Genomic DNA, 15,018 nt, shown 5'->3' with positions numbered 1-15,018 from the left:
GGCGGCAAGTCTAGCGCAGCGTCCTAGACGGCCACGACGCCGCGCGCCTCGCGCGTCTCGGCCAGCAGGCGCGACGCCAGGGCCAGGGAGCGCAGGTCGTCCGCCAGGGTGCCGATGGGCGCGGCCTGGCCGGCCTGGCGCGCCAGGAAGTGCTCGAGCTCCTTCTTAAGCGGGTTCTCCTCGTGGATCACGTGCCTGTCGAGCTGCACGTGGCCGGCGCTGGTGCCCCCGCCCGGGTCGCGGTAGACGACGACCTCGGCGTAGGGCTCCTTGGCGAAGTCGACCCGCACCGTGCGGTCGCGCTCGGCCACGAGCAGGCTGCGCTCCGCGTCGGGGGCGACGCGGCTGGCCAGCAGCCTGGCGATGCAGCCGTCGGCGAACAGGACCTGCGCGGCGGCGACGTCCTCGTGTGGGCTGCCGTTGAGGCAGCGCCCCACGGCCGAGACCTTGACCGGCTCGCCGTGGACGAGGCCGAGCACGATGTCGATGTCGTGGATCATGAGGTCGAGGATCACGCCCACGTCCTTGACGCGCGTGGAGGGCACCAGGCGCCTCGCCTCGATGAGGTAGGGCCGGTCCACCTCCTCGCCGAGCTTCGCCACGGAGCGGTAGAAGCGCGTGATGTGGCCGACCTGAAGGACGAGGCCGAGCCCTCTGGAGAGCTCGGCCAGCTCGCGAGCCTGGTCGACGTCGGTGGCCACCGGCTTCTCGACCAGGACGTGCACGCGGGCGAGGAGTAGCTGCTTGGCCAGCGAGTAGTGGAGGCTCGTCGGCGCCGCGACGCTGGCCGCGTCCACGGCGCGCGCCTCCAGCAGCGCCGTCACCGAGGGGTAGGCCTCGACGCCGAGTTCGAGCTGGGCCGCCAGGCGCTTGTCCGGGTCGGGGTCGACGACGGCGACGAGCCGCACGCCCGGCAGCGACCGGTAGTTCATGGCGTGGTAGCGGCCCATCACGCCGTAGCCGATGACCGCGACGCGCACGCTCACGGTCGCACCGGCCGTTCGCGGTCCCGCTCCGGGAGCTCGCTCGCGCTCAGCAGTAGGGACATGAGGGCGTGGTGGAGCCTGTGGGAGCCGCGCTGCAGTGTGACGTGAGCCTGGAGGGGTCGGCCGAGGAGGGCCAGGTCGCCGATAGCGTCGAGCGCCTTGTGGCGCACCGGCTCGTCGGGGAACCGAAGTGGGCGCAGCGGCCCGTCATCAGCGAAGACGATAGCATGCTCCAGAGACGCGCCCCGAACGAGCCCTCTGGCCCTGAGGGACTCCGCCTCGCCGAGGAACCCGAAGGTGCGGGCGCTCGCCAGCTCGGCGTAGTCCTTAGGACCGCCCGACCAGCGTTGCGCGCCGATCGCCGGGTGCGCGAACTCGATGGAGACGTCGAGGCGCTCGTCGCCCGGCTCCACCCTGGCCAGGGAGGCGCCGAGCGCGACCTCCACGGGCGCCGCGGGGACGAGGGGCGGAGGCGCTTCCGGCGGCTCGCCGAGCGCCGCGACGGCCTCGAGCCACGGCGCCGCCGAGCCGTCGAGTATCGGCAGCTCCTCGGCGCTGGTCTCGACGACGACGCCGGTGTAGAACCCGCGCAGCCGCAGGGCGGCCAGCAGGTGCTCGACCAGCGACACGCGGGCGCCGTCGGCGGCCAGCGTGACCGCCCTGTCCGTGGCGGCGACGTTCGTCACGCGGGCGACCACCTCGGCGCGCCCGCGCCGGAAGCGCAGCGGGCCGTCGTCGCGGTGGAGGTAGGCGCGACAGGTCTCGCCGCTGTGCAGCCCGACGCCGGTTACCGCCGCGGCCACCTCAGCGGCCCTCCAGGCGCCTGACGGCGCGCCAGACGTCCTCGAGGCGGTCGAGCAGGTAGAGCCGCCTGGCGAACTGGCGGTACGGCCTGGCGGGGAAGCCCGCCCACGTCTCGCCGGGGGGCACGTCCTTCGTCACGCCGCTGCGGCCGGCGATGCGGGCGCCCGCGCCTATGCTCACGTGGTCAGCCACGGCCACGGCCCCGCCGAGGACAGCGCCGTCGCCGACCACGACGCTGCCGGCGATGCCGGTCATGCCCGCGATGAGGCAGTGCCGGCCGATGCGCACGTTGTGCCCGACCTGGCAGTGGTTGTCGATCTTCGTGCCGGCGCCCACGACCGTGTCGTCGATGGTGCCCCTGTCGATGGCCGTGTTCGCACCGACCTCGACGTCGTCGCCGATCACGACGCCGCCCAGGTGGCGCACCTTCACGGCGCCGCCCGGCGACGCGGCGTAGCCGAAGCCGTCGGCGCCCACGACCACGCCGGCGTGCAGCACCACGCGGTCGCCGAGCCTCACGCCGTCGTAGAGCGTGACGTTCGCGTGCAGGACGCAGTCGGCGCCGACGACGCTGCCCTCGCCCACCACGCTGCCTGGCCCCAGTACGCTGCGGTCGCCGACCCGGGCGCCCGCCAGCACGACGGCGCCGGGCAGCAGGGTCACGCCCTCGCCGAGGGACGCGGTGGGGTGGACGAAGGCGCGCTCGCTGCGCTCCCCGGTGGCCGGGTCCGGGCGGTCGTCGAGAAGTCCCGAGAGCGCGGCCAGCGCCAGGCGGGCGTCGGCGACGCGCGCCACGGGCACGCCCGCCAGGGCCCCCGCGTCGAGGCCTTCCGGCGCCACGACCAGCGCCGGCGGCCGGGGCGCGGTGGCCAGCGCCGCCACGTCGGCCTCGGTGCCGGCGACGACCACGCACGCCTCGGCGTCGTCGCGCCCCGCCGCCACGGAGGCGGGCGAGGCGAGGCGGCTCACCCCGACGTCGGCCGGCGCGCCCTCGAGGCGACCCCCGATGGCGTCCGCCAGCTGCGTGAGCGTGAGCGGCCCGGCCTCGCTCACCGGTCCTCCTCCTCGCCCTGCCCCGGCCCGTCGCCGCCCGAGCCGTCCTCGTCCGCGGGCGCCACGGTCACGTGCAGGTCCTGGCTGCCCACCACCACCCACGCGAGGGGCACCCGCAGCAGCCGCCTCACGTCGCCGTGCTCGTCGACGGACTCGACGACGAGCTCGCTCGCCTGCACCTGGTCCCGCAGGGCGTCGAGCAGCTCGGGGAACGTGCGGGGCTCGTCGACCTCGCCGCCCTCCTCCGGCGCGCCCTCGACCTCGCGAGGCACGTCGCCGCCGCGCACCAGCAGGGTCACCTCGCCGTTCATGTCCGTCGGGAGGGGCACGCTGAAGGTCCGCACGACGGCCTCGCGGCGGTAGGGCTGGAGCCTGACGTGCAGGATGGCGTGGCCGCCGGCGACGAGCTTCTCGTCCTCGAGGACCACCTCCGCGACCTCGGCGCTGCCGGGGTCCCTGTCGAACGCCACGCTCAGGTCGACGCTCTCCACCTGCGGGTCGGCGAACCTGTTGCCGGCCAGGACGGCCAGCGGCTCGCCGGCGAGGCGCGCCGCCTCGAGGCCGACGTCCTCCTCGCTCGTGACCTGCTCGAGTACCCTCACCCGCGTGCCGTCCCGCAACGTCACCTCCCATGCGAGGTCAGCCTTGCCGGGGCCGACAGAGCGTAGCACCCTGTCGGCGGCGTCGAGGGTCGCGATGGCGGCGAGCAGCGGGTAGAGCCGCTCTCCGGCGGCGAGGCGGACCGCGAAGCGCTCGGACCGACCGGAGACCGTGACGGTCAGCGCCAGGTCCACCGTCTCGGGCTCCCGCCCGACCTCGCCGACCAGTGCCGCCGGCGTGTCGTGGGTGACGGCGCCGACGGTCTCGGGGCGCACGTTGGCGAGCTTGAAGGGCACGACGTCGCTGGGGACCACGGCCGTGACGTCGGCCGGCGCGAGGCCGTAGGAGGCGCGTCCGGCGCCGAACAGGGGGTGTCCCAGCGCCAGCAGCGACCCGTCCTCGACGGCCGTGACGGTGCCGAGCGCGGCGAGCTGCAGGTCGCCGCCGATGAGCTGAACGGCCACGGCCGCGCCGGGCGCCAGCTCGGGCGGCGCCGCCGGCTCGGCCCCGCCGTTCGCTGAGCCCTGCGCCCCGAGGGGCGCGAAGGGACGCGTGGGGGCGCCCGCGAACAGCTCGTCGAGGAGCGCGGCGGCGCGCGGCGACGTGCCGGTCATGAGGACCGGCGTGGTCACGGGCACGGCCGTGCCGAGGCCAGGGACGGCGAGGGAGGTGGGCGCGCCGGCGACGTCCACGTCGCGCATCGCGCCGATGGGCGTGACGAGCGCGAGGTCGTGGTCGGCCTCGGGGAAGACGTAGCCGATGGCCCCCAGCAGCGCGTCGCGTCCGTCCCGCGGCAGGTAGACGGGGCTCCCGCTCATGCCCGCGGCGACGCCGCCGGCGGCCTCGATGAACGTCCCCGAGGCGCGCACGAGCACGAGAGGGAAGCCCGGCCCGGCGTCCTCCTGCACTGCGAGCACCTCGACGTCGAAGCGCTCGACCTCGCCGCCGGGACCGGCGGTGAGCCCGTACCCGACGAGGCCGGGGCGCACCTCCGCGAGCGGGAAGTCGGGCACCGCCGCGGCGCCTTGGGCGCGCGCCGGCCCCGCGCCCGCCCCCAGCGCCGCACAGGCGACGGCGAGGCAGGCCGCGCCGGCCGCGGCCAGGAGCCGTCGCATCCTCAGCGTCTGAGGAAGTTGTCCGAGATCAGCGCGTCCCGGAGCACGTGGATCATGTCGAGGGCCTGGCCCGTGCCGAGCGCCACCGAGTCGGTGGCGTTGTCGGCGACCATCACCGGTATGCCCGTCGTCTGCCGCAGCAGCTCGTCGAAGTTCCTCAGCAGCGAGCCGCCGCCGGTCATGATGATCCCGCGGTCGATGACGTCCGAGACCAGCTCCGGCGGGGCCTGCTCGAGCACGCGCCTCACGCCGTCGGCGATCTTCTGGATCGGCTCCTGGAGGGCCTCCACGATGTCCGACGTGGTCACGCGCACGCTCTTCGGCAGGCCGTTGATGAGGTCGCGTCCGCGCACCTCGGTCTCGAGCTCGTCGGCGGAGCTGCGGATCGTGGCGGCGCCGATGCGGCGCTTGACCTCCTCGGCCGTGCGGTCGCCGATGAGCAGGTTCTCCTTCTGCCTGATGTAGCGGATGATCGACTCGTCGAGCTCGTTGCCGGCGATGCGCAGGCTCTCCGAGACGACGATGCCGCCGAGCGAGATGATCGCGATGTCGGTGGTGCCGCCGCCGATGTCGACGATCATGCTGCCCGTCGGCTCGGCGATCTTCACTCCCGCGCCGATCGCCGCGGCCAGCGGCTCCTCGATGAGGAAGGCCTTGCGCGCGCCCACCTCGCGGGTCGCCTGCAGCACGGCGCGGCGCTCGACCTCGGTGACGCCCGAGGGCACGCACACCATGACCTGGGGCTTGAACAGGCGGCTGGGGCCGCGCAGCACCTTGCGGACGAAGGCCTGCAGCATCTTCTCGGTCAGGTCGTAATCGGCGATCACGCCGTCGCGCATGGGCCTTACCGCGACGATGTTGCCCGGGGTGCGGCCGAGCATCCGGTACGCCTCCTCGCCGACGGCCTTCACCTCGCCGGTGTCGCGCACCATGGCGATCACCGAGGGCTCGCGCAGGAGGATGCCCTGGCCCTTGACGTAGATCAAGACCGTGGCCGTGCCCAGGTCGACCCCGATCTCCTGTCCGAACTTGAAGAACATGCTCAACTCCCACCCCGGCGGGATTCGCGGCAGTATAACTTGGCCCTTCTCGCGGGTAGAGGCGGCCCTCTAGAGGTAGATCGCCGCCGGCGGGCCCTCGGCGGCGCTGGCGGCGAGCGCGGCGGCGTCCGGTGTTCCCGCCGGCAGGACGCGCGCGCCGGGCGCCAGCGACCCCGCCTCGGCGGCGGGGAGCTTCACGGGCCCGGCGAGCAGCGCCACGGACGGCGCGACGTCCTCGGGGCCTGGTGCACGCCGGCAGTGGGCGGCGTAGACGTTGCCGCGCCTGGCGTCGAGGGTTACCACCGCGTCCTCGCCTGGCGCGAGCACGCCGGCGGCGAGGGCGGCGAAGGTGGGCGCGCCCCTCACCTCCGCGCCGACGGCGCGGGCCAGCCCGCTGGCCGTCGCCAGCGCGACCCTGAGCCCCGTGTAGGAGCCGGGCCCCACGCCGGCCACGACCAGCGCCAGCCGGCCGCGCCAGCCCGGCACCCCGGCGGTGAGCGCGTGCAGCTCAGGCACCAGGCGCGTGGCGTGCTCCCGCCCCACCTCGGCGGCGAAGCGGCCCAGCACGCGCCCGTCCTCGTCGACGAGCGCCAGCGCCAGGTACGGCGTGGCGCAGTCGACGGCCAGCGTCAGGCGGCTCCCGGCCGCGCGCTCGCTCACCGCCCCGGACCCCCGTCGCGGGTCGCCCGCGCGGCGGGTCGGCGGCGCGTCGGCGTGGGGCCGACGGCATCCGGCCCGCCGGAGACACGGCTCATCACGGCGGCTCCGGCGACCGCCAGGTCGCGACGCGGCGCCCCACGTCCTCGTCCACCAGCGCCAGCTCGAGGTGGTGGGCGCCAGGGTGCTCGGCGAGCAGCGGCTCACCCCACTCCACGGCGACGAGGCGCGACCTGTCCAGGTAGTCGTCGAGGCCCAGCGCGGACGCGCCGCCCGGCGGCAGGCGGTAGAGGTCGACGTGGACGAGCGTGCCTTGCGGCGTGGGGTACTCGTGCACCAGCGTGTAGGTGGGGCTGCTCACCGCCGCGGTAGACCCCAGCGCGGCGGCGAGCTGCTGCACGAAAGTGGTCTTGCCCGCTCCCAGCGGGCCCGTGAGCACGAGCATGTCGCCCGGCCCGGTGGCGGCGGCCACGTCCTCGGCGAGGCGGCGCAGGTCGTCCAGGCTCCCGACGTCGCGGGTCAGTGAGCGCACGGCCGCCGTCAGTCGCCGGCCAGGTCGCGGCGCAGCCGGCCGGAGACCACGGGGGCCAGGGCCGCCGAGTCGACCCTCAGCGTCACGGTGAGGCCCGGCGCGAACGCCACGACTAGGTGCCCCTCCGACAGCCCGGCCGTCACGACGAGCACGTCGCCCTCCCGCTCCGCCTCGCGCGCCAGCAGCGCCGCCGCGGACCGCCTCAGGTCGCCCAGGGCCCGCCGACCGTCCGCGCCGTGGAGCGGTGCGCCGGCGAGGAGCTCGCCGGCGGGGGAGAGCACGCTCACTGACGCGACGCCGGGCGTGTCGGCGTAGCGCTCGGCCAGCTCGGCGGGAGGCTGACCGGTCCGCGCCGGCTCGGCCGCCCCGCCGCCCGCCCCGGCCAGGGGGCCGAGCACGTCGTCGAGCAGCCCCCCGGCGACGAGCTGGTCGGCGATGAGGCGCGTGGCCTCGTACTCCTCCTCGAGGCTGGACAGGAGCTGCTCGGCCTGCGACAAGGACGACTCGAGCTGCAGGCGCAGGCCCACCGAGACGCGGTTCAGGGAGTCGCGCTGCGAGTCGAGGTGCTGGAGGATGCGCCGCACGGTGGCGACGTCGTCGCTGTTCAGCTTGGCGACGACCTCGAAGCGCGCCAGCGCGTCGTCGAGCCGCGCGGGCACGCTCGACAGGCGCTCCTCGACGCGCGCCTCGACGCGGCCCAGGAGCAGCGCGGCCTCGCCGAGGCGCCGGGCGTGCCCGCCCGCGGCGAGCTGCTGGCGCTCGGACGCGAGCAGCTCGAACAGCTCGCGCACCTGCGGGTCGTCGAGCCCGGCGTAGGTCTGGGCCTCGCGGCCCAGCCTGTGGAGCTCGCCGAGCTGGTGCGTGCGCGCGGCCTCGCTGGCCCGGCCCAGCTCGACCTCGAGGCCGGCCAGGTCGGGGAACACGCCGCCCTCGAGGTCGGTCATAGCCGCCTGGATGCGCTCCGCGAAGGAGACGCTGCCGATCTCGCCGGCCCTTTCGGCCAGGCGCTCGAGCCGCTTCCTGACGCTGACGATCGCCTCGCTGCGCAGCGACGAGATCAGGGCCTCCAGCGCGCCGAGGTCGGCGTGCTCGGCGTCCAGCGGCAGCGTGGGCCCCAGCTCCTCGTCGAGCAGCAGGGCGCTGGCCGCCTCGCTGCCGGCCTGCTCCTCGAGCAGCCTGTCCACCTCGCGCAGCGCGGCCTCGACCCGGTCCCCGAGCGTGGCGGTGGGGGGCACCGCCAGGAGCTGGGCCCGCAGGCTCTCGATGCGCGCCCGGCGGCGCTCGGACTCCTCGGTGGCGCGCTCGGCCAGCTCGCGGGCCAGGCGCTCCTCGGCCTGCCTCACCGAGGCCATCACCTCGGGCACGAGCGTGCGGCTGGCGTGGGCCAGGCGCAGGGACTCGAGCTCCTCCCGCAGGCGCCGCACGTCCTCCGAGGGGCTGTGGGCCTCGTAGCGCACGAGGGTCTCCTCGAGGCGCCGCACCAGCTCCTCCTGCGCCTTGAACTGCGCCTCGAGCGCCTCCTCGGCGCGTCGCTGGACCTCGACCTGCTCGCGGGCCAGCTCGCGGAGCTGCCTGACGTGATCGACGTCGGCGGCGGCCGGGAGCGTCGTGGCCAGTATGCCCAGGGTGACCTTCGCCGCCTGACGGAGCTCGGCGGCGTCGATGACCTCCGGCAGCTCCTCGACCTCGCGGCCGAGCTCCTCGAACTCGGCGCGGAGGGAGGCCCGCACCTCGTCGGCGGCCGCGGGCAGCGCCTCGCGCAGCTCCGCGAGCTCGTCGGCGACGGTCCGTCCCGCCGCCAGGTCGGCCGCCAGGGCCTCGAACCGCGCGGCGAGGTCGGGCCGGTAGTCGAGCAGCACGCCGTGCTCGTCGCGCAGGGCGGCGAGGTCCTCCGACTCGGCGGCCAGGTCGATCAGTCGCAGGCGCTCGCTCGCCTCCGGCGTGAGGTTGCCGACGTCGATGGTCAGGATCTCCTCGTCCTCGGTGCCGACGTCGAAGACCCCGCCCTCGTCGGCCTCCGCTTCGGCCGGCGCGGTCTGGCCCTCGGCGTCCCCCTCCTGTGCCTCGGAGTAGACGCTCGACTCCATGAGCTTGCGGAGGTCGCGGGCGAGCCTCCTGGCCCGCTCGAGCTCCGCGGGGGCGAGGTGCCTGGCCTCCTGCGCCGAGCGCATGTGGTTGACGAGGGACTCCAGCCGCCTCACCTTCGGTCCGCCCAGCGAGCGGACGGCCTCCAGGGCCTCGGAGAGCTCGCCGACCTCGCGCGCCTGCAGCACGAGCTGGTCCTCGAGCTTCTGCGACACGGCCTCGAGCTGGGCCTCGGCGTCGGCGAGGAGCGTGCCGGCCTCGCGCCCGGCCTCGTGCTCGGCCTCGAGGAGCTGGAGCTGCGCCCGCAGCTTCTGGACCTCTGGCCACTCGAAGTAGAGGTTGTACGGCTTGAGCGCCTGCTGCAGGTTCTGGAGGCGCTCGGCCTGGGCCTCGAGGCCGCTGCGAGGCGCCGGGGCCTTGTCGTCGCCTACCTCACGCAGGCGCTCGAGGATGTTGGCCACCGTGGCCTTCGCCTCGGTCACGGGCATCGTGACCTGGAGCTGGCGGTAGACCTGGCCCTTGAGGATCTCCTCGAGCGTCGCGACGTCGACGGTCTCGGGGGAGCGCCCGTGCTGGCGCAGGCCCTCCTTGAGCGAGCGGGAGACGACGCGCGGCGACATCACCGCCTCCAGCTCCTCGACCGCCGTCTGGTAGACGAGGTTGGTCATCAGGGCTCCGGTGATTCAGCCCGGCCAGGGGTGCTGGCGGCGCCGGGCGCGACGGCCGGGGGCTTCAGAACTCGTCGTCCCAGTCTACCGCCGTCTGCTGCCGCACCCCGCTCGACTCGACGAGCGTCGGCGTCGTGGACGCCTGGGGGCCGCCGCGCGCGCCGAGCACGCCGAACTGGGCGCAGATGCCGCGCAGGCCGATCGCGGCGAAGAGCAGGGCGAGGAAGACCAGCGCGGCCCATACGACGTGCCCCAGCGTGCTGTCGAACATCGACCAGCGCGCCAGGACGTCGAGGGAGGGGGTCTCCGTGAGCCGCGCGACGGCGGTGCCGAGGGCCGCTAGGGCCTCGTAGAAGACCGGCACCAGCAGGAGGAACAGCGCCCAGGCGACGAGCCGCCAGTTCGCGTTGCCGCCGCCGAACGCCAGGTTCAGGTAGCGCAGCGGCACGAAGGCGAGGACGCCGAGCACGAACAGCACGGCCAGGCGCGTCCAACCGCCCCAGACCGCGTCGACGCTCCGCTCCAGGGACAGGCCGGCGCCGGCGGCCGGCTCGCCGAGCAGCGCCGCGCGGCCCGCCTCGACCGAGGCGGCGAGCAGCGTCAGGTCGTGCTCGCGCATCGCGGGGCGGTCGAGGACGCTGTCGAAGAGGGCGGCCGCGTCGGCCGCGGCGGCGGAGTCCCTGGCGCCCACGAGGCCGCGCACGTTCTCGAAGGCCATCCTGGCCGTCCCCACGGCGCTCGCGGCGCCGGCGGCGTCGCCCGCGCGCAGGTCGGCCACGGCCTCGCCCAGGCGCGCGGCGACGGCGTCGAACGCCGCGTCCGTGGACGTGAAGCCCGCGTCCAGCAGCGCCGAGGCCTGCGACCTCGCCAGGCCGGCCGGCAGGCCCGCGCCCTCGAGCTCCTGGACGAGAGCGGCCAGCTCGGCGTCGCGACGCTCCTGCTCGAACTGCGCCCTGAGCAGGGCGAGGTCCACGGGCGCGGCGCCCTCGGCGGCAGGCTCGCCGCCGAGCGACGGCAGCTCGCCGAGCCCCTCGCCGGGTCGTCCGGCGGCCTCGCCCGCGCCCGGCTGGCCCTCGGGCCCTGCGGCGGCCGGCGCTGCGGGCGGCGCGGCCGCCTCGTCGGACGGCGGCTCGGCCGCGTCCGGCTGACCGCCCTGGGGCGCCGCCTGGTCGGCCTGCTGGTCGGCGGGCGCGGGAGCGCCCTCCGCGGGCGGCGCGGCGGGGGCCTCATCCTGCGCGGCGGGCGCGGGGGCCTCGCCGGCCCCGGGGGCGGCGCCGGCGGCGTCCGGTGCGGCGCCCTCCGGCGGCGCGGCCGGCGCGGCCAGCCCGCCGGCCTCGCCGGCGCGTGCGGCCGACGCCAGGCGCGTGAGGTGGCCCTCGGCCTCGTCGGTGGCGTCAGCGAAGGCCTCGGCGTCGTTCTGGACCAGCGCCTGGGCGGCGCGCAGGAGCGCCGCGTGGAGGTCGGGGTCGGCGCGCGGGGAGTCCTGCACCAGCAGCGAGTCCCCGTAGGCCGTCGCCAGCGCCTCGTAGGCCGCCTCCCTGTCGGTGGGCAGCAGGCGCTCGCTCACCGTGAGCTCGGCCGCGATCGCCGCGGCGGCCCCGGCCTCGAAGGCCAGCCGCAGCGCTGCCAGCGAGGTGCCGGCGCCCGCCAGCGTCTCTAGGTCGTCGGCGGCGAAGCCCAGCTCCTCGGCCACGTGGGTGAGGCGAGACAGGGCCGTGTCGAGCTCTCCAGCGGCGCCGGCGGTGAAGGCCGAGTCGGCCACCAGGCGGCGGAAGCCGCCGCGCAGCACCGCCGCCTGCACGGCGAGGTCGGCGCGGCTCTCGTTGTCCACGGCGGTCCTGGCGCGGTCGAACGTGCGCTGCATCGCCTCGAGGAGCGTGGCGCTCGTGGTGTCGCGCGAGAGCGTGAGCAGCGCGTTGACGGCGCGCTCGAGCTCGTCGCGCGCCTGCACGGGGTCGCCGGGCACGGAGGCGATCGCGAACTCGAGGTTCTCCACGGCCAGGTCGTAGCGCTGCAGGACGCTGTCCTCCTGGGCCAGTGCCGGAGCGCCGACCAGCACGAACAGCGCTGCCACGACGGCTATGGGTCTCAGACGAGCGATCATGCTGCCTCCTCGAGGGCGGCGCGGGCGGCCAGCACCGCGCCGACGTTCACCTTGGGCTTGGTCAGTACCACGAGCCCGCCGCCGCGCAGCGGGAACAGGAACAGGGCGCCGGAGGGGCGCTCCAGGGCGAACAGCTTGAGGGTGCCGTCGCGGCCGAGGAGCCGCGACGTCGCCAGGGCCAGCCCCGGCAGCGCGGCCTCGTCGACGCCCTCGCCGCTCCCCAGTACGACCTCGGCGCCCCTCACGGCCACCACCTGGCGCACGGTCTCGAGGGCGCCGAAGGCGCGCAGCGCCTTGTCGACGAGCGCGTCGTCGAGCGCGGGCAGGGGGGCGGCACGGGGCGCCCGTCGGCGCGACGGGGCGTCCGGCCGAGCGTCAGCGGCGACGGCCACGCCGCCGCCCGCGGCGCCCGACCGCTCCGCCGCCACGGCCCGCTCGATCGCGGCGGCCTCGGCCGGGTCGACGCGGCGCACCAGCGTGGCGCGGACGTTCGGCGACGGTCCGGCGACGGCCGCCGCCTTGGCGGCGGCGCCCAGGGCGGGGACGGGCGGCGTCGCTGTGTCGGGGTCGTGGCCCGGGTCGCGAGCGGCCTCGGCGTCGCTCGCCTCGCCGCCGATCTGGGCAGTGCGGCGGCGCAGCTGCCACCAGCGCCGTCGCGGCTGGTCGTCGTGGTGGGCGAGCGAGGCGGCGAGGCGCTTGAGCCCAGGGCCGGCCGCGCCGGGCGGCAGGACGCCGTCCAGCTCGGCGCGGATCGGCCCCAGGAGGAGGCGCCGCATCGCCGAGAGGCTCACGTCCTCCGGCGTGCGGCGCGTCGCCTTCAGCGCCTCGTCGACGAGGCGCTGGGCGACGCGCGGCGGGACGAGGCCGGCGAGGCCGTCCACGGCGGCGCGGTACACCTCGTTAGGCACGCGGCGAGCCCCCTAATGACACGCTCACGAGCATAGGCCCGCGGGGTGCCCCGAGCTGTGAGAAACTCCGTAGGGATGCGGTCTCCTGCGTGTCTGAGAGGCGCCGGCGGACCGTGGGCTCAGCCCGCGGCGGCGTCCTGGCCCGAGCTCGCGGTGAGGGCGCGGCCGAACTCCCTGGCGATCGAGAGCGCGTGGGGGTAGCGCATGCGCGCCGGGCCGACCAGGGTGAGGGCGCCCCGGCCGGCGCCGAAGGAGAACGAGGCGCTGACCAGCGCCAGACGGTCGTCGAGGTCGAGCTCGATGTCCCCCTCCGGCGCCTCGGGCAGCGCGGCCTCGCCCTCGACGTGCTCCACGACCAGCCGCACGAAGCTGGGGTCCTCGCCCTCCGGCTCGTCCAGGAGCCGCCCGAGCCCGGCGCGGAACAGCTTCGCCGAGCGCAGGCCCACCCAGGCGTCGGCGACGGCCCGTAGCGTGCGGGCCAGGTCCTCGTCCGCGGTCGCGGCCACGGCCCGGAGGGTCCGCGGGGCGTCGCCCACGCTCAGGTCGAGCTGCCGCAGGTTGCGCTCGGCCTCGTCTATGACGCCCTCGTACGGCATGGGGTCGAGGCCCACGCCGAGCTGGCGCACGAGGCCGTTCTCGAGCACGACCACGGCCAGGAGGCGCCGGGTCGAGACCAGCGAGAGGTGCACCTCGTGGACGCGGAGGGCGTCGTCGGGGGGCAGCCTGACGAGCACGGCGTAGCCGGAGAGGCGCGCGGCAAGGCGCGACGCCTGGACGAAGAGCTCGTCGCCGCCCACGCCGCCCAGCTCGCGCCTGATGACCTCGCGCTCGCCCCGGGGCAGGCGCCGCGGCGGCAGGTAGGAGGCGGCGTAGTAGCGGAAGCCCTCCGCCGTGGGTATGCGCCCGGCCGAGGTATGAGGCTGCTGCAGCAGGCCGCCCTCCTCGAGGGCGCCGAAGTCGTTGCGGACGGTCGCGCTGGAGACGTCCAGCTGGGACGCCACGTGCTGCGAGGGGACCGGGTGCGCGGTGCGGATGTAGCTCTCGGCCACGGCGTGCAGCACGCGCACGTGCCGCTCGGTGAAGCGCGGCGCGTCCGGCGCGCCCGCCCCGGTCCCGTGGCGGAGGCGCGGCACCGTGCTCAGCTTCCCGCCAGCTCGAGCACGCGGGCGAAGTGCTCCGGCTCGACGGGCATCACGCTCAGGCGGTTCCCGCGCTGAAGCAGGCGCATGCCCTCCAGGGCGGGGTCGCGCTTCATCTCGGCCAGGGTGACGGGGCGCGGGAGACGCCTCACGGGCCTGAACTCCACGAGGTGCCAGCGCGGGCTGTCCGGTGTGGCCTTGGGGTCGTAGTACTCGCTGGTGGGGTCGAACTGCGTGGGGTCGGGGTAGGGCTCCGACGCCACCTCCGCGAGGCCCACTACCGCCGGCTCGGCGGTGGAGGAGTGGTAGTAGAGCACCTGGTCGCCCGGCCGCATCTCGTCACGCATGTAGTTCCGAGCCTGGTAGTTGCGCACGCCGTCCCACTGCACCTTGCCGTCGCGCAACAGGTCGTCGAACGAGTAGCAGTCGGGCTCGTTCTTGATGAGCCACGCTCTTGCCATGCCGGATGATACCAGCGGTCACTTCCACTCGAACATCAATGGGAACTTCAATCGCATATAGATCAATGCGTTACCGCGGCAACAAGCATCTAATGCCATGAAAGATACCATGATTCGCTGACTGCGCCACGCCCCCCTCGCGGCGATGGTCCCCGCCGCACCCATCCTCTCTTTACAAACCAACCAGGAACTGGTCGAATACAGTTTCGATGCGGGTCATGATGCCGGAGTGTCAAGGTGGGGGCGACGCAGGACAGCGCTCGGTGGGGCATTGAGCGCCGGCTCGAGTTCATCGAGTTCCGGCTGTTCTGGGACGGCCATGTCAACCGCGGCGACCTGATGGCCGCCTTCGGGATCTCGATCAACCAGGCATCCACCGACCTGAACCGCTACCTCGGCATGGCGCCGGGCAACATGGTCTACGACAAGAGCGCCCGCACCTACGTCCGGGGCGACTGCTTCGAGCCCCTGTTTCTGAAACCGGACCCGGCCAGCTACCTGTCCCAATTGCGGTCGATCTCCGACGGCATCGTCACGCAGGAGGAAACCTGGATCGGCCAGCTGCCGGCCTTCGACACGGTGCGCGGCCCTGCCCGTGGTATCGATGCCGGCAACCTGCGCACCGTGCTCCAAGCCATTCACAACAAACAGGCCATCGAAGTCGAATACCAGTCCCTTTCCGGCCCCGCTCCTCGCTGGCGCTGGATCGCGCCGCATGCCATCGCGTTCGACGGTTTCCGCTGGCATGCCCGGGCGTACTGCTTCACCGACGGCTGCTTCAAGGACTTCCTGCTGGCGCGCATTCTCGGCATCCGGGACAGCCGCCCCAGTAATGTGGATCCCGGCCAGGATGCCGACTGGCACAC

General features: G+C 75.0%; 13 protein-coding genes. 1 reads left to right on the top strand and 12 read right to left on the bottom strand.

Features of this window, described 5'->3' with window-relative positions:
- Positions 1-23: 23 nt before the first annotated feature.
- From VF202_14155 to VF202_14100, 12 genes are all read right to left on the bottom strand, one after another.
- On the bottom strand, positions 24-986 hold the full coding sequence (locus tag VF202_14155) for a Gfo/Idh/MocA family oxidoreductase (GenBank protein HEX7041256.1): 963 nt from the start codon (positions 984-986) through the stop codon (positions 24-26).
- Positions 983-1,789, bottom strand: coding sequence for a UDP-3-O-acyl-N-acetylglucosamine deacetylase (locus tag VF202_14150; GenBank protein HEX7041255.1), 807 nt, complete (start codon positions 1,787-1,789; stop codon positions 983-985). The genes VF202_14155 and VF202_14150 overlap by 4 nt, the downstream gene beginning before the upstream one ends.
- Before the next feature lies 1 nt (position 1,790).
- A complete protein-coding gene (lpxD, locus tag VF202_14145) occupies positions 1,791-2,843 on the bottom strand; it encodes a UDP-3-O-(3-hydroxymyristoyl)glucosamine N-acyltransferase (protein HEX7041254.1) in 1,053 nt (350 codons plus the stop codon).
- A complete protein-coding gene (locus VF202_14140) occupies positions 2,840-4,558 on the bottom strand; it encodes a hypothetical protein (GenBank protein ID HEX7041253.1) in 1,719 nt (572 codons plus the stop codon). The genes lpxD and VF202_14140 overlap by 4 nt, the downstream gene beginning before the upstream one ends.
- Before the next feature lie 2 nt (positions 4,559-4,560).
- Positions 4,561-5,598 (bottom strand): rod shape-determining protein, encoded by a 1,038-nt coding sequence (locus VF202_14135; GenBank protein ID HEX7041252.1) that lies wholly within the window; start codon positions 5,596-5,598, stop codon positions 4,561-4,563.
- Positions 5,599-5,667: 69 nt separating this feature from the next.
- On the bottom strand, positions 5,668-6,258 hold the full coding sequence (gene tsaB / locus VF202_14130; GenBank protein ID HEX7041251.1) for a tRNA (adenosine(37)-N6)-threonylcarbamoyltransferase complex dimerization subunit type 1 TsaB: 591 nt from the start codon (positions 6,256-6,258) through the stop codon (positions 5,668-5,670).
- A gap of 94 nt (positions 6,259-6,352) precedes the next feature.
- On the bottom strand, positions 6,353-6,787 hold the full coding sequence (gene tsaE, locus VF202_14125) for a tRNA (adenosine(37)-N6)-threonylcarbamoyltransferase complex ATPase subunit type 1 TsaE (protein ID HEX7041250.1): 435 nt from the start codon (positions 6,785-6,787) through the stop codon (positions 6,353-6,355).
- Between the two features lie 8 nt (positions 6,788-6,795).
- Positions 6,796-9,540, bottom strand: coding sequence for a hypothetical protein (locus VF202_14120; GenBank protein HEX7041249.1), 2,745 nt, complete (start codon positions 9,538-9,540; stop codon positions 6,796-6,798).
- Between the two features lie 64 nt (positions 9,541-9,604).
- Positions 9,605-11,644 (bottom strand): hypothetical protein, encoded by a 2,040-nt coding sequence (locus tag VF202_14115; GenBank protein HEX7041248.1) that lies wholly within the window; start codon positions 11,642-11,644, stop codon positions 9,605-9,607.
- Positions 11,641-12,552 carry a hypothetical protein gene (locus VF202_14110; GenBank protein HEX7041247.1) on the bottom strand — a complete coding sequence of 304 codons (912 nt, stop codon included), beginning with the start codon at positions 12,550-12,552 and terminating at the stop codon, positions 11,641-11,643. The genes VF202_14115 and VF202_14110 overlap by 4 nt, the downstream gene beginning before the upstream one ends.
- A gap of 119 nt (positions 12,553-12,671) precedes the next feature.
- Positions 12,672-13,685 carry a DeoR family transcriptional regulator gene (locus VF202_14105; GenBank protein HEX7041246.1) on the bottom strand — a complete coding sequence of 338 codons (1,014 nt, stop codon included), beginning with the start codon at positions 13,683-13,685 and terminating at the stop codon, positions 12,672-12,674.
- A 5-nt stretch (positions 13,686-13,690) separates the two neighbouring features.
- Positions 13,691-14,152: an EVE domain-containing protein gene (locus tag VF202_14100; GenBank protein HEX7041245.1), complete on the bottom strand. Its 462-nt coding sequence runs from the start codon at positions 14,150-14,152 to the stop codon at positions 13,691-13,693.
- A gap of 237 nt (positions 14,153-14,389) precedes the next feature.
- Between VF202_14100 and VF202_14095 the strand changes: the two genes are divergently transcribed.
- The coding region (locus tag VF202_14095) for a WYL domain-containing protein (GenBank protein HEX7041244.1) at positions 14,390-15,018 on the top strand (629 nt) is incomplete at its 3' end.

The organism is Trueperaceae bacterium (assembly GCA_036381035.1).
GTDB lineage: Bacteria > Deinococcota > Deinococci > Deinococcales > Trueperaceae > DASRWD01.
Note: the sequence above shows the minus strand (reverse complement) of the source record. Positions and strands in the feature narration are given on the sequence as shown.

Bases quoted from the DNA above. Each gene is read 5' to 3' on its own strand.
- VF202_14100 (HEX7041245.1), bottom strand. From the start codon at position 14,152: ATGGCAAGAGCGTGGCTCATCAAGAACGAGCCCGACTGCTACTCGTTC.
- VF202_14135 (HEX7041252.1), bottom strand. From the start codon at position 5,598: ATGTTCTTCAAGTTCGGACAGGAGATCGGGGTCGACCTGGGCACGGCC.
- VF202_14140 (HEX7041253.1), bottom strand. From the start codon at position 4,558: ATGCGACGGCTCCTGGCCGCGGCCGGCGCGGCCTGCCTCGCCGTCGCC.
- VF202_14115 (HEX7041248.1), bottom strand. From the start codon at position 11,644: ATGATCGCTCGTCTGAGACCCATAGCCGTCGTGGCAGCGCTGTTCGTG.
- VF202_14120 (HEX7041249.1), bottom strand. From the start codon at position 9,540: ATGACCAACCTCGTCTACCAGACGGCGGTCGAGGAGCTGGAGGCGGTG.